This window comes from Agrobacterium vitis (assembly GCF_013426735.1).
Lineage (GTDB): Bacteria > Pseudomonadota > Alphaproteobacteria > Rhizobiales > Rhizobiaceae > Allorhizobium > Allorhizobium vitis_D.
The window spans coordinates 1,990,593-2,014,550 of sequence record NZ_AP023272.1 but is presented as its reverse complement, the minus strand read 5'-3'; the positions used below and the strand labels follow the sequence as shown (position 1 = coordinate 2,014,550).

General features: G+C 52.6%; 19 protein-coding genes. 16 read left to right on the top strand and 3 right to left on the bottom strand.

What is annotated here, in order from left to right; translation table 11 throughout:
* Positions 1-259 precede the first annotated feature (259 nt).
* Positions 260-1,054 (top strand): class I SAM-dependent methyltransferase, encoded by a 795-nt coding sequence (locus H1Y61_RS09275; RefSeq protein WP_180572427.1) that lies wholly within the window; start codon positions 260-262, stop codon positions 1,052-1,054.
* 48 nt (positions 1,055-1,102) lie between these two features.
* Here the strand turns inward: H1Y61_RS09275 and H1Y61_RS09270 are convergent, their stop codons facing one another.
* The 3 genes from H1Y61_RS09270 to H1Y61_RS09260 all read right to left on the bottom strand — a co-directional run bounded on the left by H1Y61_RS09270 (position 1,103) and on the right by H1Y61_RS09260 (position 4,886).
* Positions 1,103-3,532, bottom strand: coding sequence for a mechanosensitive ion channel domain-containing protein (locus H1Y61_RS09270; protein ID WP_235680675.1), 2,430 nt, complete (start codon positions 3,530-3,532; stop codon positions 1,103-1,105).
* A gap of 471 nt (positions 3,533-4,003) precedes the next feature.
* Positions 4,004-4,537 (bottom strand): heme utilization cystosolic carrier protein HutX, encoded by a 534-nt coding sequence (gene hutX, locus H1Y61_RS09265; protein ID WP_180572425.1) that lies wholly within the window; start codon positions 4,535-4,537, stop codon positions 4,004-4,006.
* A 7-nt stretch (positions 4,538-4,544) separates the two neighbouring features.
* Positions 4,545-4,886 carry an antibiotic biosynthesis monooxygenase family protein gene (locus H1Y61_RS09260; RefSeq protein WP_180572424.1) on the bottom strand — a complete coding sequence of 114 codons (342 nt, stop codon included), beginning with the start codon at positions 4,884-4,886 and terminating at the stop codon, positions 4,545-4,547.
* A gap of 330 nt (positions 4,887-5,216) precedes the next feature.
* Here H1Y61_RS09260 and H1Y61_RS09255 point away from each other — a divergent pair, with 330 nt between their 5' ends.
* From H1Y61_RS09255 to H1Y61_RS09185, 15 genes are all read left to right on the top strand, one after another.
* Positions 5,217-6,113, top strand: a complete 897-nt coding sequence (locus H1Y61_RS09255; RefSeq protein WP_234894519.1) for a heme/hemin ABC transporter substrate-binding protein — start codon at positions 5,217-5,219, stop codon at positions 6,111-6,113.
* A gap of 50 nt (positions 6,114-6,163) precedes the next feature.
* Positions 6,164-7,183: an iron ABC transporter permease gene (locus H1Y61_RS09250; RefSeq protein ID WP_235680888.1), complete on the top strand. Its 1,020-nt coding sequence runs from the start codon at positions 6,164-6,166 to the stop codon at positions 7,181-7,183.
* A gap of 29 nt (positions 7,184-7,212) precedes the next feature.
* Positions 7,213-8,001 carry a heme ABC transporter ATP-binding protein gene (locus H1Y61_RS09245; protein WP_180572422.1) on the top strand — a complete coding sequence of 263 codons (789 nt, stop codon included), beginning with the start codon at positions 7,213-7,215 and terminating at the stop codon, positions 7,999-8,001.
* Positions 8,002-8,776: 775 nt separating this feature from the next.
* Complete coding sequence (locus tag H1Y61_RS09240) at positions 8,777-10,216, top strand: PI-PLC domain-containing protein (RefSeq protein ID WP_180572421.1); 1,440 nt, start codon at positions 8,777-8,779, stop codon at positions 10,214-10,216.
* Positions 10,217-10,277: 61 nt separating this feature from the next.
* A complete protein-coding gene (locus H1Y61_RS09235) occupies positions 10,278-12,233 on the top strand; it encodes an alkaline phosphatase family protein (RefSeq protein ID WP_180572420.1) in 1,956 nt (651 codons plus the stop codon).
* 787 nt (positions 12,234-13,020) lie between these two features.
* Positions 13,021-14,514, top strand: a complete 1,494-nt coding sequence (locus tag H1Y61_RS09230) for an AMP-binding protein (RefSeq protein WP_180572419.1) — start codon at positions 13,021-13,023, stop codon at positions 14,512-14,514.
* A 26-nt stretch (positions 14,515-14,540) separates the two neighbouring features.
* The gene (locus H1Y61_RS09225) at positions 14,541-15,104 is read left to right on the top strand and encodes an NADPH-dependent FMN reductase (protein ID WP_180572418.1); all 564 of its coding nucleotides are present in this window, start codon (positions 14,541-14,543) and stop codon (positions 15,102-15,104) included.
* A gap of 217 nt (positions 15,105-15,321) precedes the next feature.
* Positions 15,322-15,465 (top strand): hypothetical protein, encoded by a 144-nt coding sequence (locus H1Y61_RS09220; protein WP_180572417.1) that lies wholly within the window; start codon positions 15,322-15,324, stop codon positions 15,463-15,465.
* 94 nt (positions 15,466-15,559) lie between these two features.
* Positions 15,560-17,230, top strand: a complete 1,671-nt coding sequence (locus H1Y61_RS09215; protein WP_180572416.1) for a hypothetical protein — start codon at positions 15,560-15,562, stop codon at positions 17,228-17,230.
* Positions 17,231-17,242: 12 nt separating this feature from the next.
* The gene (locus H1Y61_RS09210; RefSeq protein WP_180572415.1) at positions 17,243-17,836 is read left to right on the top strand and encodes an NADPH-dependent FMN reductase; all 594 of its coding nucleotides are present in this window, start codon (positions 17,243-17,245) and stop codon (positions 17,834-17,836) included.
* Entirely contained in the window at positions 17,833-18,516 is a 684-nt protein-coding gene (locus H1Y61_RS09205) for an O-methyltransferase (RefSeq protein ID WP_180572414.1), read from the top strand. The genes H1Y61_RS09210 and H1Y61_RS09205 overlap by 4 nt, the downstream gene beginning before the upstream one ends.
* The gene (locus H1Y61_RS09200) at positions 18,513-19,631 is read left to right on the top strand and encodes a pyridoxal phosphate-dependent aminotransferase (RefSeq protein ID WP_180572413.1); all 1,119 of its coding nucleotides are present in this window, start codon (positions 18,513-18,515) and stop codon (positions 19,629-19,631) included. The genes H1Y61_RS09205 and H1Y61_RS09200 overlap by 4 nt, the downstream gene beginning before the upstream one ends.
* Positions 19,604-21,349 (top strand): gamma-glutamyltransferase family protein, encoded by a 1,746-nt coding sequence (locus H1Y61_RS09195; RefSeq protein ID WP_180572412.1) that lies wholly within the window; start codon positions 19,604-19,606, stop codon positions 21,347-21,349. Before H1Y61_RS09200 ends, H1Y61_RS09195 begins: the two co-directional genes overlap by 28 nt.
* Positions 21,350-21,361: 12 nt before the next feature.
* Positions 21,362-22,609 carry an ATP-grasp domain-containing protein gene (locus H1Y61_RS09190; RefSeq protein WP_180572411.1) on the top strand — a complete coding sequence of 416 codons (1,248 nt, stop codon included), beginning with the start codon at positions 21,362-21,364 and terminating at the stop codon, positions 22,607-22,609.
* Positions 22,610-22,619: 10 nt separating this feature from the next.
* Entirely contained in the window at positions 22,620-23,948 is a 1,329-nt protein-coding gene (locus H1Y61_RS09185; RefSeq protein ID WP_180572410.1) for a pyridoxal phosphate-dependent decarboxylase family protein, read from the top strand.
* Positions 23,949-23,958 lie beyond the last annotated feature (10 nt).

The following is a 23,958-nucleotide window of genomic DNA, read 5'->3' as shown; positions in this document are numbered from 1 at the left end:
CATCACCATGCCCCTTGGCCTTCTTATGGCGACGATCTCAAGCCTTTGGCCTCTTCGAGAGAGTCACAATTCCACCCACCGAGGATGCCTCCCATCTTCGATGCCTTGATACGATACGGACAGTTCATGCAGCGGGACCTGAGCGGATTGCCACGAACAAAAGAAGGATGCGCTACACTCCAGACATGGAGTTGCAACGCTGAATTTCAAGCGTTTCATGATCTGAACCGGGATAAACCAGCTTAACAGGAACAGTTACATGCCAACAGCAACCAGCGAGAAAAATACAGTGAACGAAAATCACGACCACCACGTGCAGCAGAATTTCGGCCCAAGGGCGAGCGCCTATGTGGAAAGTGCCGTCCACGCTTCCGGCGCCGATCTGGTTCGCCTGGGCGATATCGCCCGCACCGCCAAGGCCAACCATGGCGTTGACCTGGGATGTGGCGGCGGCCATGTCGCCTATGCAATTGCACCGCATATGACAACCGTGACCGCCATCGATCTTTCCGCCGATATGCTGGCCGCAGTCTCTCAAACCGCAACTGAGCGCGGTTTAACGAATATTGCGACAATCAGGGCGTCAGCCGAGCAATTGCCCTGTGACGATGGTCTGTTCGATTTTCTCGCCTGCCGCTTTTCCGCCCACCATTGGCACGACGTCCATGCCGGCTTGCGGCAGGCCCAGCGCGTGTTGAAGCCGGGCGCCCCAGCAATCTTCATCGATGTGGTCTCGCCGCAATCGCCATTGCTAAACACGCATCTGCAAGCAGTCGAACTGCTGCGCGACACCTCGCATGTCAGGAACTACATGCTGAGCGAATGGACGCAGATGCTGGGACAGGCTGGGTTTGCGATAAAAACCTGTCAGACCAGCCGGCTGCGGATGGATTTCAAGGTTTGGACGGACCGCATGAACACACCGGATGCAATGCGCACCGCCATCCGCCTGTTGCAACAGGATGCCGCTGCCGAGACAAAAGCGCATTTCGAAATCGAACCCGACGGCTCCTTCATGCTCGATGTCGCGCTGTTTGAAACCCACAGGATATGAGGAGCCGGCTCGTCGCAAGGTGATTTGCCTGCGACGAGCAGTTGCCTATCAAGAAGCAGGCGATGGCGGCAGCGGTGCCGCTGCTGCCACGACATCTTCCGCATCAGCGGCTTCTTCCTTCAGAATCACGCCTTCGGCTTTGAACCTCTCGAAAATCCCCAGTCTCAACTCGTTGCGCACCGCAAGACCGTTCAAGACATCGCCGACAAACACCCGGACTTCAAATTCAAGATCCGCTCCATCAAATTTCTTGAAGACGACAACCGGTTCCGGGGTGCGCAACACACCGGGCACATCGCTTGCCACCTCTCTCAGCATGCCCATCACATGGCGTGGATCATTGACCGCCTTGGCGGCAATCTCCATATCGATTCGACCGAGCTTGTTGCGATGGGTCCAGTTGCCGACCGAGGCGTTGATCAGCTGTGAATTCGGCACAATGATCGACTGACGCTGAAAGGTTTCGATTTCCGTGGCGCGCACCGAAATACGCCGCACAAAACCTTCACTCGTACCCGTCGCCACCCAGTCGCCGACCTTGAAAGGCCGCTCGAAGAGCAGGATCAGGCCTGAAACAAAGTTGGAAATGATATTCTGCAAACCAAAACCGATACCGACCGACAAGGCACCGGCAACCAGCGCCAGGCTGGACAGGTTGATACCCGCCGCCGACAGGCCCATGAAACCGGCAACAATTGCGCCGAAATAGCCGACGGAGGTTTTGACCGAGTTGCGCACGCCCGGATCGACCTGCGAGCGCGCCATGACATTACCGTCAAGCCATTTCTCGAACCAGCGGGTCAGCACGACACCAATCAGGAAAATGGCGATCCCGCTGAAGATGCCGACAATGGAAATGCTGATGCCACCAACATTGATCTGGATGAACAGGTTATAGAACCAGGTCTGGATATCCGGCGGCTGGAATCCCCAGGACATCATGATCAGGGGAACGCCGATCACGAAAACGAAGCAGTAGATCAGCAATCCGGCGGCAATACCAAACTGGTCGAGCGCGACTGGTCCGAAATTGAAGCGACGCTGCAGGAAGCGGCCAACAATCGTCTCGGCAAACCGGTCACGCTCGGACACAGCCCGGCCTGAACGAATGCCGATATACATAGTGGCCGCCACGCCCCCCGTCAGGATAAGCTGGCTGGCAACGAACCGGGCCAGGCCAATATAGCCGATCAGGCTGGTGAAGATCAGCCAGACGCCGCAGACCCGAAGAGCGATGGCTGTCCGCTTCGACCATGGACGGCCACCCGTGGCGGCTTCATCCTCGGATTTCGGCAGAAGCGGACGAATGAAGGAAACCCAAAGCAGGATGAGACCGACCAGGCTTGACGACACCACACCCTTCAACACCGAGAGTTCGACTGGCGATCCCAATGTCTGCGCAATACTGGACAGGCCATAATCGAGACCGTTGATCACCGTCATAGCCACGAAGGCCGTGACCAATTGTCGGCTGCCCCGGTCGGACACATGCACGAGCCGCCATTTCGGCGCCCATGGGTTAAACACGGCGATTGCAAGCCGCGACGAGAAAAACACCAGCCAGAACACGCCGAAAAACGACGCGATGATCGGCTCGATGTCCGGCCGCATGACGCTGAAGGTGTCGAGAAAGAAATAACTGGAAATCAGGAAGAAGCTGAAGGCAAATGACGGCATGATCGTCGCCCAGAAGGCCACTGAAAACCGGCTCATATAGGAGGGGTTTTCCTCCAGCTTGCCCCGCTCGATGATTGGCCCGAGAATCCGCTGAAGAACGAGCCGTAATCCCAACGCCATGGCGAGCGACAGAACCATGGCCGAGACCAGCGAAATTTTCTTGAAGCGCCAGGCGAAGCCCGCCCACCCCTCGAGCATATCGGTAAATCGGCTCGCTTCCGTGCCATAGGACAAGGCGGCATCCGACATACTGTCCACGGAAATGTCCGTATGAGCCAGCAATTGCCGCGTGAACAATTCCCGCCGCACAGCAGTGACCTTGATGGACAAATCACTCGCAGACTTGCTGACTTCGTCGATCCGGTTCAGGACAGAAGCAATCTGTGCTTTCTGGGCATTGAGTTTGTTGCGCTGCTGGGTCACGTCAGCCGCTTCAGCAGGCTGACCGTCCTTCGGCGGATCGCCGAGTTCTTTCAAGCGAGCGGCAATATCATCCTGACGCGGCGAAATCAGCAGTTTCATGCCCTGCAATTGTCCGACAATGTCGTCCAGGCTGGATTTGGCCTCCATCAACTCGCGGTCGTTGTTTCCAGCCTTTTGCGGAATGCTGGCAAGCGAGTCGATTTTCTTTTGTAACTGGTCAAGCGTCGCAGGTGCTTTGGCAACCGGATCGTCATCGGCAAAATTACTATCCTGCGCCAGTGCCGTCCCGACAAAACCATGAAGCCCGAAAGAACTCACCCCAACAGCAATCAGCAGGATGATCGGAAATAGCGCTAGAAACTTCTTCAGGCTGTGCAAATCACTGTCCCTTTGTCCGCATCGATTACAGCGCCGCGCATATGACATGCTGCACGAAACCTGCTGTAGCACCCTAAAACTGCTGCATAATCACTTAAACCGCATCCGGTATCAGAAATAATGCAGGACAGTCTGTCAGCTTTATATTGACCTAAACAGACCATCGTTTTTTTGTTTTTGTTTGTCTTTTCAGGAAAACCGGCTTCCGCTTATTTCCCTGACACACTCCAGACGACGTCATGCTGGCCTGCAGCATATTTCAGGCCAATCGATGACCAAACCGCCTTATGTACAAAACAGCACCACATCCAAGCAGGACGGCAGCCCTCAATTGGCGCCATGCATGCGTTCAATACTCGATTCCCCGCACTTTCAAAACAAACAGCAAAAGCAAAAAGCCGCCGGGAAGGTTTCCGGCGGCTAAGCAAAGCTCTAGGAGTTTTAAGGTCACCAGATTGGCAATAACCAGCCCTATCCCGACACCGAACCCCGATACTGGGAGCGCAACTGCTCGAACAGAGCGACTTGCTCGGCAATCAAAGTCTTTTGCGCATCCCTGCGCACAAAGACCTTCAACATTGCAGCGCCCTCGCCATTCATGAACCACACCGACAGGGACCGTCGGCCATGAAACATCCGGTCAACAAAGGCGACGGAACGGCAATGGTCGATACGGATATGGCCGCCGACCGGACTGTCGCCGTGAATGTTGAACCAGCCATGGCCAATGGACCCCGGCGGAAGAGCGCCGACCACTTCCAGAACGACATCTTTGGTGTGGACGATGGTCAGCACATCGCCACAACCTGACAAATGGGTCCAGATCGGTTCGAAAGCCTCTGACGGCGCGATGGTCACACAATCTGGCGGTAAAATGGCCAGAATCTCGGCGGGCGTTACCCCTGCCTCCGTTGCAATGGTTTCCACCACGCCGTCAGGTTTTTCGGCGAGAGCCGCTTTGGCAACCTCAAGCGGTGAAAGGCGGGCAGTATCAACAGCGGCCATGATCGTCTCAGGCCGCCTTGGAGCTGCGCGTACCCGTGCTGTCTTCATGAAGGATCACTTCAAATCCTTCGAAATGCGGACCGCCAAGATATTGAACCTTGCTCTGCCCGGCATTGGCATGGGCCGCACGGAACTGCTCGGACTTCGTCCAGGCAACGAAGGTTTCATGGCTTTCCCAGACCGTATGGGACACATAAAGCGAGTAGTCCTCGCCCTTGGGGCCTTTCAACATATGAAATTCGACATAGCCCGGCACTTCCGCCAACCGGCCCTGACGATCACGCCACTGAGCTTCAAACACGTCCTCGAAACCCGGAACGACGCGAAAACGGTTCATTGCAATATACATAGTCTGCTCCACACGTTGGCTGGAAATGCGATGCTGCATAATTCCTCAAACCGGAATTGGCTTGAGGAATTATGCAGCAGATATAAAGCGTTACAGCGTCTTTTGTGTATTTGACAAAACACACGGCGCTGTCATGCACCTGTCCTGTTGCGTCATTATGAAAACTTGTGCATTATAGTCAAGTTAAAATCCAGCCCGCTGTTGTTCGTCGTCATTCGTCACGTGAAGACCGGACCCGACGCCCGCGAAGGGGCTCGATCACTATACACAATCCAGCTCTGAAAACGCATGAAATGGCGTTGCCTGGGCAACCTTCAGGACGATACCTTGATGAGACCTTCTTCTCTTCTGACCTCGCTTGCACTTTTCGGTCTTGTTACCCTCCCGCCTCCCCTCCCTTGGACCATGACGCCAGCCTTCGCAGCGGATAGCTTTCCCCAGGCCAGCCGCATCGTCTCGATTGGCGGGACGGTCACCGAAATTCTCTATGACCTGGGTGCCGGGGAGCGCATCGTTGCGGTTGATTCCACCAGCCTCTATCCTCCTGAAGCATCATCAAAGCCCAATGTCGGCTATATGCGCCGCCTTTCCGCCGAAGGCATATTGGCCCAGAAGCCCGATCTCATCCTGACCGAGGCGGGCTCCGGGCCGCCCGATGCCTTGGCTGTGCTGGCGCAAAGCGGTGTCGCGCTGGTGAACATCCCTCAACAGCCTTCGGCGGAGACCGTCGCTCCCCGTATCCGTGCCGTCGGCGCGGCCATCGGCAAGGGGCCGCAGGCAGAGGCATTGGCAAGCCAGTTCGAGACACAATTGGATAAGTTAAAGGCCAACCTCACCCATCTTCCAGCCCAGAAGAAGCGGGTTCTGTTCGTTCTTTCTATTGCCAATGGGCGGATCATGGCCGCCGGCAAGGACACGGCCGCCGACGCGATGATCCGGCTTGCCGGCGCCGCCAATGCGGTGGGCGACAGCACAGGCTACAAACCACTCAGCGATGAAGCCGTGATTGCCGCAGCCCCCGACATTATTCTCACCATGGATCATGGTGCAGCCCCGCTATCCGCCAAGGAAATCTTCGCTTTACCAGCCCTTGCCACCAGTCCGGCAGCCCAGGCCCGCGCCTTTCTCAGCATGGATGGGCTTTACTTGCTCGGCTTTGGACCGCGCACCGCCGACGCAGCCCGAGAACTGGCGTCCAAGCTGTACCCAGAGGCGACCATTCAGTGACGATTGCTGTGACCCTACCAGCATCGACGGGTGACCGCTCGCGCCGTGGCATGACAGCCGTGCTTCTACTGGCGGCACTGCTTACAACGGCCTGCTTCGTCTCGCTGATCAGCGGGCCGACCGGGGTTGGCTTGAGCGATCTGATTACATATCTCTCCGGGCATGGCGCGCTGGCGCAGCAGGATCGTATTGTGCTGGAGGCGGTCCGCCTGCCCCGCACCTTGATGGGTGTCCTGGTGGGCGCGGGTCTCGGACTTTCCGGGGCGATGATGCAGGGACTGTTTCGCAACCCGTTGGCCGACCCTGGCATTGTCGGCATCACCTCCGGGGCCAGCCTTGCCGCAGTGGCGGCCATCGTGCTTGGCCCCGGCCTGCTTTTACCGCTGCAAACGGCCCTTGGAGATGAATTCCTGCCGATCATGGCGTTTTGCGGCGCCCTGCTCAACACCGCCCTGCTCTATGCCATCGCCACCCGTGGCGGCCAAACCTCGACCATCGCACTGGTACTATCAGGCATTGCCATCGGCGCCCTCAGCATGGCCGCAACGGGCCTGCTGATCTTCATGGCCGACGACCGGGCCTTGCGCGACATCACCTTCTGGAACCTGGGATCGCTGGGCGGGGCGACCTATGCCAAGGCCGCGTCAATCGCACCCTTCATTCTAGGTGCGCTTGCCAGCGTATCCTTCATTGCGCGTGGACTGGACGCGCTCGTGCTGGGTGATGCCGCTGCTTTTCACATGGGAATTCCAGTAGAGCGCTTGAAACGCGTCAGCGTGCTGATCGTTGCCGCAGCTTGTGGAGCCGCTGTGGCCGTGGCTGGTTCGATTGCCTTTATCGGCATCGTCGTCCCGCATCTGCTGCGCATGGCCATTGGACCATCGCACCGCTTCCTCCTGCCAGCCTCCGCACTGGGTGGCGCAAGCCTGCTGCTGATAGCAGACAGCCTTGCCCGCACCATTGTTGCACCGGCGGAACTGCCGATCGGCATCGTCACAGCACTGATCGGCGCGCCGGTGTTTCTGCTCTTGCTGCTCGGTAAAAGTGGACGCGGCATGATGGAAAATTAGAGCATCCAAAAAGGCAAAGCGAGCACACCATGATAACCGCAGAAAATCTGACATTGCACCGGCACGGGCGTTTGTTGCTGGACAGGATCAGCCTGCGCCTTGTACCGGGTCGCTTCACCGTCATTATCGGTCCAAACGGCGCGGGCAAGTCAACCTTGCTGAAACTGCTCTGCGGCGACCTGAGGGCCGACAGCGGCAAGATTGCCTATGACGGTCAGGATATCACCAGCCTGAAACCTCAATATCTAGCACGCAGGCGTGGCGTCCTGCCGCAAAGCACCAGCCTTTCGTTTCCGTTTACAGCCCTGGAAGTTGTGCGGATGGGTGCCATGGCTTCAGGCACCGCCCGACCGATGCAGGCTGCAAGACAGGCGCTGGCACGGGTGGGCCTCTCAACCTTTGAAGCGCGCCCCTATCAGGCCTTGTCTGGCGGCGAACAACAAAGGGTACAATTTGCCCGCGTCCTGGCGCAACTGCCAACAGCGGTCGATGAAACCGGCCCACACGCTCTGTTTCTCGATGAACCAACCTCAAGCCTGGACCTGACTCACCAAATTTCCGTTCTGGAAATCGCCCGCACCTTTGCCGCTGAGGGCGGCATGGTGCTTGCGGTTCTGCACGACCTCAACCTCGCAGCAGAATTCGCCGACAGTCTGATCGTGCTGGATGGTGGTCAGTTGATTGCCGAGGGTCCGCCGCAAACGGTCATCCGCGACGACATCATCGCCTCCGTCTATGGACTGAGTGGAACGGTCAGCCGCGCGCCGACCCATCTTCCTTTCGTTCTGCCGCAATCCAGGCTGAACATCCCGGCTTAACCAGCCGGAATCAGACATTCCCGATAAAAGTTATCCACAGGAATCCACAGCCATTTTTGGATGAATACAAGGAATAAATGTGAACAAAACGAGAAAAACAATCGCTACATGAGAACATAAGCGGATCACAGATTCGTTTCAGAAAAATCGTTTGTATGAGCTTGTCTGCGTCCGTCAGATATCGTTTGACGAAATCAACACCAAGAGCATTGCCTCACGTCCGAGGCTAATGAGTTCACAACTGAACTTTAATAAAAGAGAATGGTGGGTGATGTAGGGTTCGAACCTACGACCCGCTGATTAAGAGGCCGGTCGTATAGCTATTTAAAACATCTAAATAGCCAACAATCCCCTGTAAAATACTGCGCCAAATTGCCTAATGGTTCCAAGGGTGTCAAGTCTGAATTGTAAAATGATTTCCACAGAAATGGTCCGCTGTGGAAACACTGATATCTCCTCTCGAGACTTCATCGCCCGAATAATAGAGCCAGACATAAAGAGCCAGTCCCACCTCTTTCAACAAGCTCATTCAAGCATGTTTAGGAGCGGACTGGATCAGACCAAGTGGAACCATGGATCATTTCGAAGCGGAACTAAACAGCGCCGCTAAGCGGGAAATTTGCGATCGGCCCTTCTCAAGTCATGAAGGCAATAGGCCTCTAGATTCGTGTTTTTGGCTGAAATTCACTAATTTATTTCAATTCATGGTATATTATTTATTATAATTCTCGTGTAGGTAAGTAGTGTGGTAATTTTGCTGTAAATGGGAGAGCCTATGACAAGCAAGGGTGTCGACTATTACCTCGTGAACTCCTCTACCTCGAGCCTTCATGCGGAGGCCAAGAACACCAACGGAAGTTGGGCGCTTGCGCCAATCGCTGTCGGCAGCTCGCCGATGATAACCAAAGGCAATTGCCAGATCACTTTGAACTTTGGTCTTAGCCCCTACGGTTCGTTCTTATTCTCAACGACAACGGACCCGGCTCAATCATTCGAGGAAAGCATTAATGCTGTGACGGGTAATACCAGTGGTCCGCTCGACAACATGATGAACACACCGTCGATTATTGGCCCGGACTTCGCCTTCTCATACGGCATGTTCGATGCTGGAACAGGCAGTAGGACCGGCCTGACCAACCAGGACCAAATTTACGCCTACCTCACCGGATCGCAGCAAAGTTGGATGGGAACACTAGCTTCCACCAATCCCGCCGTAAAAAACGCTCCGTTTGCAAGCTTCGTTCTTCCTGGAGCACATGATGCAGGCATGTTCGACCTGACCCAGGTGAACACACTATGCAATTCGGCGACCGGCGTTGCGGCTCTGGTTGCGGCCTTTCTAGGATGGATTCCAGGTGCCACCATTCTATCAGGTCTTGCAGCAGTCCAATTAAAAGGAGTCATTATTGGCGAAGCGGTCACCCAGAAAGACAACATCCAGACCATGCTCAACCTGGGATGCCGTTATTTCGATTTCAGACCGGGTTACGCGCCTTCGCAAATCAGACCTATCCTGGACGACATCTATCACATCCATAACGTGATACCCGGTCAACAGTTGGATTCGTTCTTCAAGGACGTGCTGGCCTGGCTCGTCGCAAATCCCTCGGAAATCGTTGTAATCAGCCTTGGAACAGCGGGATTCAACGACCACACGACCATGGATCCGAGTGCAGCAACGCTTCAGACCAGATTTGCCGCTGCGCAACAAAGCACCAATGCAGAATCCATTCAAGTCGGTTCGGCTGGAGATCTCGCAACCCGTTACGCAGATCTGATTCAGGCCAACAAACGATTGTTCTTCCTCAATCAACCGTCATTGAATTGGTACCCGGCGACAAAATACGATTCCTATAGCGACGCGTATGAGACCACAGATCCGCAGGTAATTATGGACGCCTTGAAGGCGATGACAAAGTCCGGGCAAACAAGTGATTACACCGTACTGCAACTTCAGGCTACCGCGACGGGCCAAAACGTCGTCAAAAACGTCATCGCTTTGGCAGATTCGATGAGCAATGCTTACAACCCACTCATGTCCACCAAGCCGATGATGGATTCGAACACTTATCCTTGGCTACTCGAGAATGTCACTGCCTTGTCCGATGCCAACCTCCTCGTGTTGCTCAACGATTTTGTCGACAATGCACTATCGGGTTGCGTCGCCAGTGTACTGACGGCTCAACGCTGTGCAGCCAGTCAATCCTCGAATTGAAACACGGTTCAATTGCTCGGTGCGATGATCATCGCCGACGAGCATATAGGGAGTAATAGACATGACCACACAGCAATATGCGAACATCAGTATCACGAATAATACCGGGCAAGACGCCGATATCGTGCTATTCCATCAGAACAGTAGCAACGGGATCCAACGTGGGAGCTGGGCGGTCGGCGTTGGAGCAACGGCCGGCCCGCTCAAGGTCCTTTTCGAAACCGGCCTCGGTACCCAAGGAATATTGGATTACTGGTCAGTTATGTTATTCGTACGGTCAGGTCCCCAAGCCGGACTCTATGTCAGCAGCGGCTCCGTGACCGATCCATACTGGAAGGAATGCCAACTCCAGCATGCCGACGCGAGCCAGTCGATCACCCTTTCAGTCGACACATCGACGTTCAACGTGGCGCTCAAGTCCAGCGGCTGCACAAATGGCATGACGCGCCTCACCCCCGCTGTGGCCAAGCCCATCAGCCATGTGTTCGTAGTAATGCTGGAAAACCATTCCTTCGATAATATGCTCGCGATGTCGGGCATTCCGGGTATTACCGCCGCAACCGCGGCTAATTACAATGAATATAACGGGACGACTTATCACGTTCAGTCGGGCGCACCGCTGAGCATGCCGACCGATCCGGGGCATGAATTCGATGATGTCGTCACGCAACTGGCGGGTCCCGGTGCGACCTTCGAGAGCGGCCAGGCCTATCCTGCGATCGATAATTCCGGTTTCGCCGCAAGCTATGCCACATCAACTACCGAAGATCCCCATATACCTCCGGCAGCGAACCAGATTCAATATATCATGAACGCTTTCGACACGCCGACGCAGCTCCCAGTTTTGGGGTGGCTGGCGTCACAGTTTGGCGTTTGCGATCACTGGTATTCGTCGCTACCCGGACCCACGTGGCCGAACCGTTTCTTTCTCCACGGCGCTTCGTCCTCCGGCTTCGACGATAGCCCCGGTTCCGCTCAAATGGCGGGTTGGGAACTCCCTGGTCTCGGGTTTAAGTACCCCAACGGATCCATCTACCAACGCTTGGCATCGCAAGGGATCCCCTATCGTTTCTACAGAGACGCCAATTCGTCACATCTTAGCCTCTACAGCGACGATCCCGCAGCCGGCTCCATTCTAGGCTCAGTCCCGCAAGTATCATCGCTATCCGGCGTGACGTTGGGGGATTTTAACTCCTTGCAGAATTTTGCAGCTGATCTGCAGGGGCCTTATCCTTATCCCTATACGTTCATCGAACCCCACTATGGAGATATCACAGGCGGGACCTATCAAGGCGGCTCCTCGCAACATCCGATGGATGATCCATACGGCGGCGAGCATCTACTCGCCGCCGTATATTCGGCAATCCGAAACTCGCCCTATTGGGACACCAGCTTGTTGGTCGTCATCTACGACGAACATGGCGGATACTACGACTCCGTCAGCCCTGAGAATGGAACCGCGACTGCGCCCGGTGATAATCCAAACTACGGCTACAACACCCATGGATTCGATTTTACGACACTGGGAGTACGTGTGCCCGCGGTACTAGTCTCACCGCTCATCCCGCAGGGCACGGTCGATCATAACACCTACGATCATTCTTCCGTGCCTAAGCTATTGGAAGATCTTTGGGGCCTTGCGCCGCTTACAAATCGTGATGCAGCAGCAAACTCCCCGCTCGGAAACATCAGTTTGACTTCCGCGCGAACTTTGCAGGCGCCTCCAGCCCCGATCCCCTCAGCCAGTTCCATCGGGCAGGTGCGGACCGTCGCAGAAAGAGCGATTACATTGGGGCAAAACCTTCCCGAACGTGGCAACCTCGCGGGTGCAGTTGCCACTTTGCGTAAAGCCGACGCCGAACTTTCCGACCAGTCACCCACTGCTATAGCAGCTATTCAGGCGAAGGCAGCCACCATCCGGACACGTGGTGACGCGGAAGCTTATGCGGCCGAGGTTCTGGCAAAACTTGACGCCGCCCAAGCGCAGCGACGCATAATCAGGCGCGGACGGCATTAATCGACAGACATAGCCATTTTCCTTCTATAGAAAAAGCTTCGGCCGCAGCGCTACTTTTGGACGTAAGGTGCGGCCACATTCTCTAAGCCACCGCATTTCTGAAGCATTTCTCGACCAGCCTCGATGCCAAATACACGTTATAGCTGAGGCGCTCGTTGAAACTGGCCACGGAAGGCGACGCATAGCTCTAGGACTAGAGACAGCAGCAGAAGTGGCCCGCCTTGAAAGGAAGCGACCCGGTGACCTGCAGTGTCTCTTGAGTTATCTCGTTGATATGTTTCCCTAAGCGGTGAGCACGAGTTCACTCGGCTGTACCACAGGATACAACACGGCCCGCGCGCAAAAGCTAGCACCGCCCTCAAAAACGGTCTTGGCGTCAGCCCCGCCGAGCAATTAAATCAACTATCGCGTCCGGGATAATCGCTTCTTTCCGTCATGCCATGAAGGGTCTCCTTCATACCATTATGCATCCCCGTACGCGAAATTCCTCACAGTCCCCAGTCATATCAGAACCGTTCAGAGAGCTGCTGCTTGAGCGCCGGGACTAGTTTTCCCAATTCTGAACATTGAACTCCCCCACCGGGGCTTATGGCCCCAGGCATCACCGCATTGCCTTTGAAAAAAGGCAGCGGATCACGCAATTCTGTAGTTCTACTTCCTGATCATCATTAGCCAAACGACGAGCCCCATCTCGTTGGTAAGCGCAAAAGCAATAAAGTTTATTGCACAGCAAAAGGATTCAACCTACTTTGCGTGTTGTATGTATCACCTGATTGAGGGACACTGCATGCTAGAAGTGCTGGTTGGCAGTCCAAATGCGACTGCAATTAAAGCGCCAGGCAGAAATAGCCTGACCTATGGCGCTCTACGAAACCACATCATTTCTCAAAATGATCGTTTTCGCTCCCTAGGATACAGCGGTACGGATCGCATTGCGATAGTACTACCAAACGGGCCTGAAATGGCTACTGCTTTTCTCTCCGTTGCCAATTTTGCCATCGCCGCACCTTTAAACCCGGCCTACAGAAAGGAAGAATTCAAGTTTTATCTCAGCGATCTTGGTGCAACAGCGCTTCTAGTTCACGAATTTAGTAACGCAGCTGCCGAAGCCGCCGCCGCTGAACTGCGAATTCCAATGATTCACTTACAGCCCCGCCGGGACGCTGCGGGTACCTTCGATATACATGGCCAACCTCAAATCAATGAACGTACCAAAAGCGACGCCGTACCAGCGGACATTTCTCTAATCCTGCACACGTCGGGAACTACATCTCGGCCAAAGATGGTTCCTCTTTCCAAAGAAAAATTATTGCTTTCCGCGAAAAACATTGCAAGCTCGTTGAGATTAAGCGACGAAGACTGCTGTCTCAATATCATGCCTCTTTTTCATATACACGGCCTTGTCGGTGCGCTTTTATCATCGCTCCAAAGCGGCGGTTCGATCTCGTGTACGCCCGGCTTCAACGTTTTCAAGTTCACGCAATGGGCTAGGGAGAATACCCCGACCTGGTTCACCGCAGTCCCCACGATGCATCAAGCAATTGTTGCGCGCGTGGGAGACAACGATGCGCGAGATATCGGTAAGAAATTGAGATTTATACGTTCTTCATCTTCTCCTATGCCTCCCCGAGTTATGCAAGCGGTTGAGAGGAAGTTCGGATGTCCATTAATTGAAGCATACGGAATGACCGAGGCGGCCCACCAAATTTCATCAAATCCATTACCACCGGCGACTAGGAAAGCCAGCTCGGTCGGCCTTTCAGCAGCTGTACATGTTGGTATACTTTCACTGTCAGGTGTCTCGTTAGAACCAGGAACCATCGGTGAAGTCTGCATCAAGGGCGCAACGGTGCTCGATAGATACGACGCCTCGGAAGCTATCAATAGTGCCGCATTCATAGATGGCTGGTTTAAAACAGGCGACGAAGGTTTTTTAGACGCCGACGGCTATCTACACCTTACGGGCCGCATCAAAGAAATAATAAATCGAGGCGGCGAAAAGATCTCCCCAAGGGAGGTTGATGACATTTTGATCGAACATCCGGCGATTGAACAGGTCTGTACGTTTGCATATCCTCACGATACGCTTGGCGAGGAAGTTGGTGTGGCGATAGTTCTAAGTGAAGGGGCGATAGAAACAGAAAGTTCAATACGTGCCTTCGCTTCTGCGCGCCTCGCCGACTTCAAGGTTCCAAAGAAGATAATTTTTCTTAAAGAGCTGCCAAAAGGCCCAACCGGAAAGCTTCAGCGCATCGGCTTTTTTAAATTGGTTGATATCTAACATCTTTTCTCAATCAGGGGGCTTTCATGCGTTTTATGTTGATTTCAGGATCGATATCAAGCTCCTCCCATACGAGGGAGCTAATGAACTCTCTCGCTCAAAACCTGACCTCTCTTGAGCACGAAGTTGACATTTGGGATTTTCAAACATCACAACTACCAATTGCACAACCTGAATTCCATTGGGCTCCCGAACAAAATCCAGATGGTGCTGTGCAGCGGTTTTATGACAGTGTGCGGCGAGCAGACGGATTGGCGATAGGCTCGCCTCTGTATCATGGCTCGTACTCAGGAGTTCTAAAGAACGCACTCGATCATCTGTGGTACGATGCATTTCGCAACAAGCCGGTTGGACTATTGAGCCACGGTAGTTCAATAAGATTGTGCGCTCAGCCTTGTGAGCATCTGCAAACGATTATTCGAACTCTTTACGGCCATCCGCTCCAAACGCACGTCGCCACAACAAAAACAGACTATGAATTGGTTGGTGGGCAACCTCACCTCATTTCTCCTGAAATTTTGAGGAGAGTTGAGCGATTGGCATTAGAGATGATTGCTCTCGTACCGCCACTAAAAGCGCTTGTTTTTTGAGCATTTGACCGAAAAGCGAAAAGATTGGGCGGAAATTGCCTGTAATCACAAAAATGTGAAATGCGCAAATTTGTACGTAAGTGTCGCAACTTACCTAGTGAGCGGCCTGAGCATCGGAAGCAAATACCGCTACCGCTCGCTTGACAGTTGTACATTTCGGTGAAAATTTTGACGTTGTAAATGCAGTAATCGTGAATTCAAGCAATGGAGCAATCAAATGGATACCCAAGCTGAAGTCTCGCATGAAGCAATCAATCAGGAAGAACTGACCCTGGCGGATATTCTCGCCGAAGCCAACCTTCTCCCTGAAGAAGGTGATGAAGAGCGCCTAGCCACCGCCGTCAAAGCGATCGCTTGGTAAAAAGCTGGGAGGCTGTGGTAAAGCGCAGCCTCCCTTTATCACTTTATCCGTTTTCCCTGTCTTTCGCCACGTAAGTCCATGAAGGGTTTCCGTAATGAATCAGGCTTTATTTAGTGGGGCTGAAACAGGTTTTTTTTGCGTCCGGGCCGAGGCAAACTTTCACCATTTTTCGTTCTTGAAATCACTCAAAACTCAACTTTGCACGTCGTTTGGCGAAGAAGCTTTCCGCTTGCTAAGCCCCAACAGCGGAAACGGAGAAATCGGTTCGACAGGGCGATCGGCTGTGCAAGCCGTCACTCGGCGAATTAGCCGTGAAACAATTCGGATTTCAGCTTTGATCGAGCAACAGGCGGAACAGCTGGCTTATGCATTGTCTCAACACAAAGTTGCGCGGATCCGCATACAACAGGCAGACGGAGTTGATAGCGCATCTTTAAGGGTGTTGGCACGCTGCAATTGTTTTTTAGATATTCCAGTAGTTTTTGAACTCGATGTCCTTGATCGACGGGGGCGAGACAGATCAATGGAGTCTGAAATTCTTCTTGCCAGGCGACTGTTATACACAGCGATAGCAGAACGTGACCCGAATGTCCGGTTCTTATCGTCTTTTTCAGAGGCCAGCACTAATGGTATTTTCAGCGACGTCGACATGCAGCGTTCGGACTTCGGCCAATACGAGCAGGATTTTGCAGATTGCCTGTCGTTTCTGACCTATGACCGAGCATATCAACTCAACCGCAGCGTTTTGCTAGGCCCATTAGATGATTTCCAAGCAGCCAAAGCCTTGCGCCTTCGAGCCACAGTCGATTGCAACCTTGGGAACATCGATGATGCCATCAGTGCTTTGGAACAGGCCTTGACGCTCACGGAGGACCGGATCTTACGGTCACAAGTACTCTACCTTAATGGGCTGATTTTGGCCAAGAGGCGTTATGATATGTCTGCGGCTCAAAGTTACTTCGAACGTGGCAAGAACGAAATTGAGGCAAACGGCGCTGTGTTGGATCCGGCAGCAGCAGCACTGGAGCTTTCGTGGCAAGATAATGGATTGGCCCTGCTAGATAGTATGGCGGCTAGGGCGGCATCGCCTGCCAATAAAATTCGTCTCCTAGACTCTGCAATGAGGAGGGAATTGCTTGCATTACGACGCATCGCTCGATTATCCGGTGCCGATGTGGAATATCTAAAATTCAATTTAGTAGCAAACTGTGTGTTGCTCTTAGAGATTCAAGGAAAATATTTGGAAGCTCGTCGTCATTTTGACGAAGTATTCGGAAAATATATCAGGAACACGAACAATGACGAATTTTTGATGAGCTATTTCTATCGAATCGGCAGCATAGCATTCCGGTCTGGCGATATATCATTTGCGCGCGAAAAATTCATGGAGTCGTTTGCCGCCGCAACGAATTCGATGCTTCACTACTCACGTTCTCGAATAGCGCTTGCACTTGCCACCCTGGAGTTCAGTGTCGGAAACACTAATGATGCTGAGCCTTGGTTCATTGAATGTCAAACAATGTCTCAACGCCAACGCGATACGAGTTTATTGCAAGAAATAGGAGTGCTAGCAGCATTCTACCGAAATCTTACAGACTCAAGAGATTTTCGGATACGTTTTCAATCACTTGAGGATGCGGGTTTTTTTCCAGTTGGGAAGAGGACACCTCGACTTCCGTCAAAATTACCGTCTTACAATCCGCTGGTCGATATGCTGCCTTTGCCGGATGTCGATCTGAACAAGTCTCTGGTAGGAGCGCAGTAGTGCGTAAGAGCTATGCGAGAACCCGCTATCGTTACAATCTGTTCAAGCCTCAAAGGTGCCGGTCTCACCCAAGAAAAGAGATCTGCTAGTCGGCAAGTTTTGTCGATCGTCGAAGGTGGACTTCGCCGAGCCGGAAATGCTGTTCACAGTTTTGATCTCAAAACTCTTGGTATTCCCCTTTTTGAAGGTTTGCCTCTGTCGGCCTACCAAAGGCCAGATCTAGATGATTTGGTCGAAAAACTACGAAGATGTCAGCGTCTGGTGCTGTCTGTGCCAGCTTACTGGGGCGGACCAAGTGGGATTGCGAAGAACCTTCTAGATGTTCTGGGCGGCGCGCTGTACGATAATCCCCTAGATCAATCTCACGAACGAGCCCTGCCCCTAGAAAACTGCCTTGTCGCCTTGGTCGTAATCGGGGCGGCGGCAGACGACGCAAAAAGAGCGGATGCTCAGTTGCGTGTCACAGTGCGGCTCATGGGCGGGGAAGTAGTCTCACGAAGCTTCCTTTGCGACAATCCACGCACTGAAGATCCTGAAACACTTATCCGTACGGCGTGGGACTATGCAGCTTTCTGTCATCTCGAATTCAATGGGGGGGCCAGATGAGAGTGGGGAAAGAAAGCCCCGATGAAGAGCATCGCAACGATTTGATAGTGCTTCATGCAGTTCGACATTTGCAAGCTAGCGGCTTCTTGCCTTTCCATAATTGCCCTTTGAGTGAATTCGGCTCCGTTTCAAAAAAAGTTAACCAAACGTTTAATGTCGACGTAACTGCTATTACGACGCGCATGGCACGGCTTCTGTATGCTATTGGCCGCTCAATCGGTCCCAAATTAATAGTCACAATCGGATCATACCAGGGTAACTCGACGATCTGGCTCGCCGCTGGCGCGGGTCCGCATGCCAAAGTGATCGGCATTGATCCAGACCAAAAGGCTAACGAAATCGCGCGTGGGAATTTTGCCCGATTCGGGTTGAACAATATTGACGTGGTCTTGGGCGACGGTCATGACATACAGAATTTCATTTCCGATACCGTAGACTTGGTTCTACTCGATGCCGACGATCCCGAGCGTGGGAAAGAAAATTATTCAAGTCTCGTTGACGCGGTGTGGCCCGTACTGACGCCGGGCGGAACGTTACTGGCGCATGATGTCTGCTGGCCAAAGTTCCAGAACGACTTGGTTCAATATAAAAAACTGACCTACGATATCACAAGGTTCACTGGAAAGAAAACTGTTGCTATTGACCAATTTGGCCTTGATATCGTTCGGAGGGCGGAATGAAAGAGGCACTGGATCTATCTATAGGTGAACTCCGAACGACGATTCCACAGCCGATCCAGGATAAAGTCCTGGGTTGTCTCTTAGGTCGCCCTATGAATTATCTACCACCAGGTGGCATGCCCGAATTGCGGGAGGCGATCGCTTCAACCGCGGTTCTAGGACAGCCCATTTCGCCGAGCCAAATCAGCATTACCGGCGGCGCATCTATGGCCCTCACTGTGGCCCTTCTCTCGGCCGGCGGCGCGGGCGATCTGATTGCCCTGCCGCAGATTTGCTTTCCAGGCACTAGAAATACAGTGCAGTTTCTAGGAATGAGGACCGTCCTTTATTCGGGATGGGACGACCTGGGGGCGCTGTTCTCGCGAGAGCGACCACGCTTCGTACTCGTGAACTCACCCAGTAACCCTGCCGGGCATGTGATCAAGCCCGATCAGCTCTTGTATGTCGAGGAGCTTTGCCGCTCCTACAACGCAACGTTATTGTATGATGAGGTTTATCGAGACTTTGTTTATGAGGGCCATAACCCCGAACCCTCCCATGATGTCGACTGCTTCAGAATCTGTAGTTTTTCGAAGATGTTAGGTATTACTGGTTGGAGGATTGGTTATCTGATTTCTCCGACCGCAATGAGCTCGCGAGTAGATCGTGTGCATTACGCTCTCGCTATGTCCGCCTCGACACCGGCCCAGGTTCTCGCTCTAGCGTATCACGAATGGTCCGAAATGCACTCATGGAAGCGGCAGTTGGTGCAACGGTGCAAAGACGACCGAGACGCCACAGTAGCGGCTCTTAAACGGGCCGACCTACAAATTAATCCTCCGGCTGGCGCTTACTTCCTTTGGTTCGACATGGGAAAAGTAGGGGTGAAGAGCGCTGATTTCGTAAAATTGGTTTCCATCCGCCATAACATGTTGATCGCAGATGGACAGCCTTTCGACGCAAGCCAACGTGATGCACTTCGCTTCAGGGTGAATTTCGCCATGACATCCGGCCGAGCACCAGAAGTGGCGGACGCTCTCCGCGACTCGCTGGATATAGTCCTCGAGGCTTTAAAAAAAAACGCACGCTTGAAGGGAGCTGAACATAAATGGCAGCGTTCTCGACCCGACCCGTGATTATGGCGCATTTTGGCGCAGTGTCTTCAACGCACTATTTGGCATCCGCCGTGGGAATGAAAATTCTCGAGCAAGGCGGCAACGCCTTTGACGCAGCAGCGGCTGGTGCGTTCGTGCTACAAGCAGTCTTGCCAGAATTCAACGGAATTGCCGGTGAGTGTGTAACAATTTTCAAGCCTAAAGAGAGCGAAGTTCGCGTACTATGCGGTCAAGGCGTATCAGGTGCGGCTGCGTCAATTACAGCTGTGAAATCACTAGGAATAAGCGAGATGCCAGCCCGCGGCCTGTTAGCAGCCGTAACGCCGGGCTGTTTTGATTCTTGGATGCTTCTCCTACGCGACTATGGCACCATTTCAGTTCGTGAAGCTCTTGAATCGGCAATATTTTACGCAAAATCGGGCTGTTCACAGACGGTGTTCATCAAACGGGAAATCAAACGACTTTCGTCTTTTTTTGAGCGCGAATGGCCGGCAAATTTTGGCCTCATCAGTGAACTCCAGCCGGACTCCCAAGGACTCGGCAACAGAAATCTGCGCTTGGCGCAAACTTTAGAGCTTATTATTCAAGAGGCCGAATCCGTTGGGTCTAAGCGGGAAGCTCAAATTGAACGCGCTCGGTGGACGTTTCGCCAAGGATTTGTCGCAGAGGAATTCGAAAAAGTCCTTGCCTCGCCGGTGGCCCACACGCTCGGCGGCGATAAATTTCGCGCATTGCTATCTATAAATGATTTTGTTGAATGGGAAGCCACCTACGAGGACCCCTGCAGCTATAGCTTTGGTGACTACAACGCTTTTAAGCCAGGGCCCTGGACTCAAGGCCCAGTTTTTCTACAGCAACTCGCGTTGCTAAATTCCTGCGGAAATGATCTTCGGAGATTGGACGAGGTTTCCTTTTTGCATGTTTTCTTAGAAACAACTAAGTTGGCTTTTGCTGATCGAGACGCCTATTATGGCGACCCGAATTTTTGCGACGTTCGGCTCACAGATCTTTTATCAACCGAAAACTCAAATAGACGAGCCGCGCTTATTGGCAAACACGCCATTGAAGATCAAAACTCATCATACGGACCAGTTTCACCAATTGAGGAACACATACGCTCTTTGCAGCATGATCCGCTGGGAGCGGATCCCAAAGCGACGAACACTACAAGCATCATTGCGAGCGACAAGTTTGGGAATATTGTGGCCGCAACCCAGAGCGGCGGGACGGTGCTTGAGTCACCTATAATCGATTCATTGGGCATTGCACTAAGTGTCCGGGGATGCGGGTTTTCGCTCGTTAAAGGCCATCCAAATTCGCTTGCACCGCGGAAAAGACCTCGAACGACACTGTCGCCAACGTTATTGCTTAGTGAACTCAACCCATCGATTGCAATTGCAACACCTGGTGCTGACCAACAAGAACAATGGCAAATGTTGTTTTTCCTTCGCCATCTATATCGCGGGTTTGACATGCAAGAGGCTCTTGATGCTCCGACTGTCCAAACGGAGCACTTGAAGAGTTCTTTTCCACCATTCGAATTGCGCCCTCTACTAGTGACGGTTGAACCGCGAATTGGGACGGAGATAATTGAGGGTCTAAAAGAAAAAGGCCACATGGTTCGTAATGCGGATCATGATTGGAGGCTGGGTTCTGTAAGCGCAATCTCACGAACTGGCAGTCTCATTCGAGCTGCAGCTTGCCCTCGCCGAATGATGGTCTATGCGGTTGGTCGTTGAGGGAGAAATAAGATGAATAGGGCCGCCGTTGCTATCGTCGAACCAGCTTATTACGGGCGTGGCTATGTAGTGGCTGCAAAAGATCTCGGCCTGCAAGTTGTCGCCATTGTAAGTAATATAGACCTCCTAGATGAGTTCAACTATCGACACCTCGTTGATTTCATTGTCGAAGAGAAAGATACAATTGAACCTTTATATTTGATTGAGGCAGTAAGGAATGCGCCATGCTTCGATAGTATTAATGCGATAATCGCTGGAAATGAATTTTTACTAGAAACTTGTGCGCGAGTTTCGTCCCATTTCGGATTTAAAACAAACTCGGAAGATTCTTACAAAGCAAGTTTGGATAAATATCTAGCGCGGGAGTTGTATTTAGGTGCGGGGATACCCTCTCTGCGCTATGTAGATCTATTAGATGTGGACGAAGTTGGCCGTATCACCTCTTATGTTGGGTTTCCAGGTGTCATTAAACCGGTTGATTCCTGGTCGAGCCAAGGAGTGAAAATTTGTCGTTCGGTCGATGAACTCATCTCCTACTTCGGTGAGACCTTGCAGTCAAAAAACCAGTTCGGGTATCGGCATCAGAAAAAATTTATATTTGAAGAGTATATCGGAGGCGCCGAATATAGCGTTGAATTGTTTCTTCTAAATGGAGAGCTGGTTTTTAATTACATCACCGCCAAGCGAACGAGTAGTCCTCCATATTGCGACGAAATTGGACATATTTTACCGGCCAATATTAGCTTAGAACTTTCGTCAAGATTGGTTTCTGTTAGTTTTCAGGCGGTAAAAGCTATAGGATTGACGCAAGGTCCGATGCATGTGGAGGTAAAATTTGATGGTGATCGAATTCGAATAATCGAAACGAACGCCAGACCCGGGGGAGATTTCATTGCGACACGACTGCTGCCTCTAGCTTCCGGCATCGACCTGTACAAACTTCATATAATGGCGATGCTGAATTATCCCATTGATCTGCCAGCCACATCTCCCCAGCAAGCCGCCGCTATTAGATTTGTTTATCCGGCCTCCTCTGGCATCTTCCAGCGTCTCTGCGGCATTGACCAGGCGACCGCAATCCCAGGCGTTGTTGAGGTTCTACAGCACAAAGAAACTGGCGCATATGTTCATGGCGGTACCGATAACAATAGCAGGCTGGCCCATGTTATTGCGGTCGGCCCGACGGCTGACCACGCCGAAGAGGCAATAGAAAAAGCCGTCGCCATTTTAACCCCAGTTATAACGAGCGATCCAATTTAGGGAGTTTATTTTGGAGACCCGTCTTGATTGTGAAACAGCGACATCTTCGTCAGAGGAAGGAACGTTCTTTTCAGAAGACCAGCTCCGGGACATGATCAGCAAGTCCCAGGGCAAAATTCGGGGTAAGCCGGACATGCCGCCCGACCCGATCGCTATTGCTGTTTGGTCCGCGGTCAGTAAATTGAATCCGAACAATGGAGGGGTCCATAGCAAAAACTGGAAAGCACGGCATGCTGGATCACGCAAAAGCCCATGGGAGACCTTCCGGCAGTGTGAAGCGGAACTCATTAACTTTGTGGCGGAATATTACGCGGCGGATACCGCACAAATAGACGGCTACGTTACCAGTGGTGCGAGCGAAGGCAATTTAATGGGGCTTTGGCTCGCCAGAAATTCTATTATCGCCAAGCAAGGAACGGGAAAACGGATCGCAGTTATATCCTGCGAAAATGCCCATTTTTCTATTAGGAAGGCGTGCGATATCCTAGCCTTTGAGAACGGGGAGCAGAGCACTAGTGCCCCAAGGAACAAGCATATCACTATTCGTGCTGACAATGAATTCAGGTTGTCGATAGCCGAACTTCGAAACGCAGTTCTCTCCCTAATAGACGAAGGAATTTCGGCGATTATTATCGTCGCAACACTTGGCACTACAGTAGCAGGCGCGATTGACGACTTGCCTGCCATTTCTCTACTTTCGCGTGAAATCGAAAATTTGCATAGAGTTTCGATAGTAATACATGTTGATGCTGCATTAGGTGGAGTTCTGTTTCCTTTTCTTCCCGATTCTCCATTTCCTGCAAAATGGAGAGAGTGGAGCCACGTTCAAAGTCTGACGCTGGATCTTCACAAATTTGGCATCACGCCATATGGTTGCGGTGCATTCCTGTGCCTAGGTGATACGTTGAAGAGTGTAGAGAGGTCAGCTGGTTACACCACCTCAGGGCTTGACGCGACTATACTGGGCTCCCGATCAGGAGCAATGGCGGCGGCGGCATTCGCCGTGTTGCAGTCCAAGGGCTTGAATGGTTTAAGGCATGACGTCGGACGCGCGCGCGAACTTGTCGCGGACCTCCGTTCAAGACTCTGCAGCAACACAGCTGTCAGTCTATTACCAGATGGGGGTCTTAATGTTGTCCCAATTGCGATTGACGACCAAACTAAAGAAGGTAGCCGTATAGCCGATTTCTTGGAAGGGTGCGGTATATTTTCGGACATCCTTTCTACGTCAAACAGGCCTTCTGCTTCCCTACGGGTTTTTCCGCTGTATGTAATGCCGGATGTAACAGAGAAATCCGTGGCGGAGTTTACGAACGACTTGTCGCAAGCCTGTTTATAGAGAGGCCAAA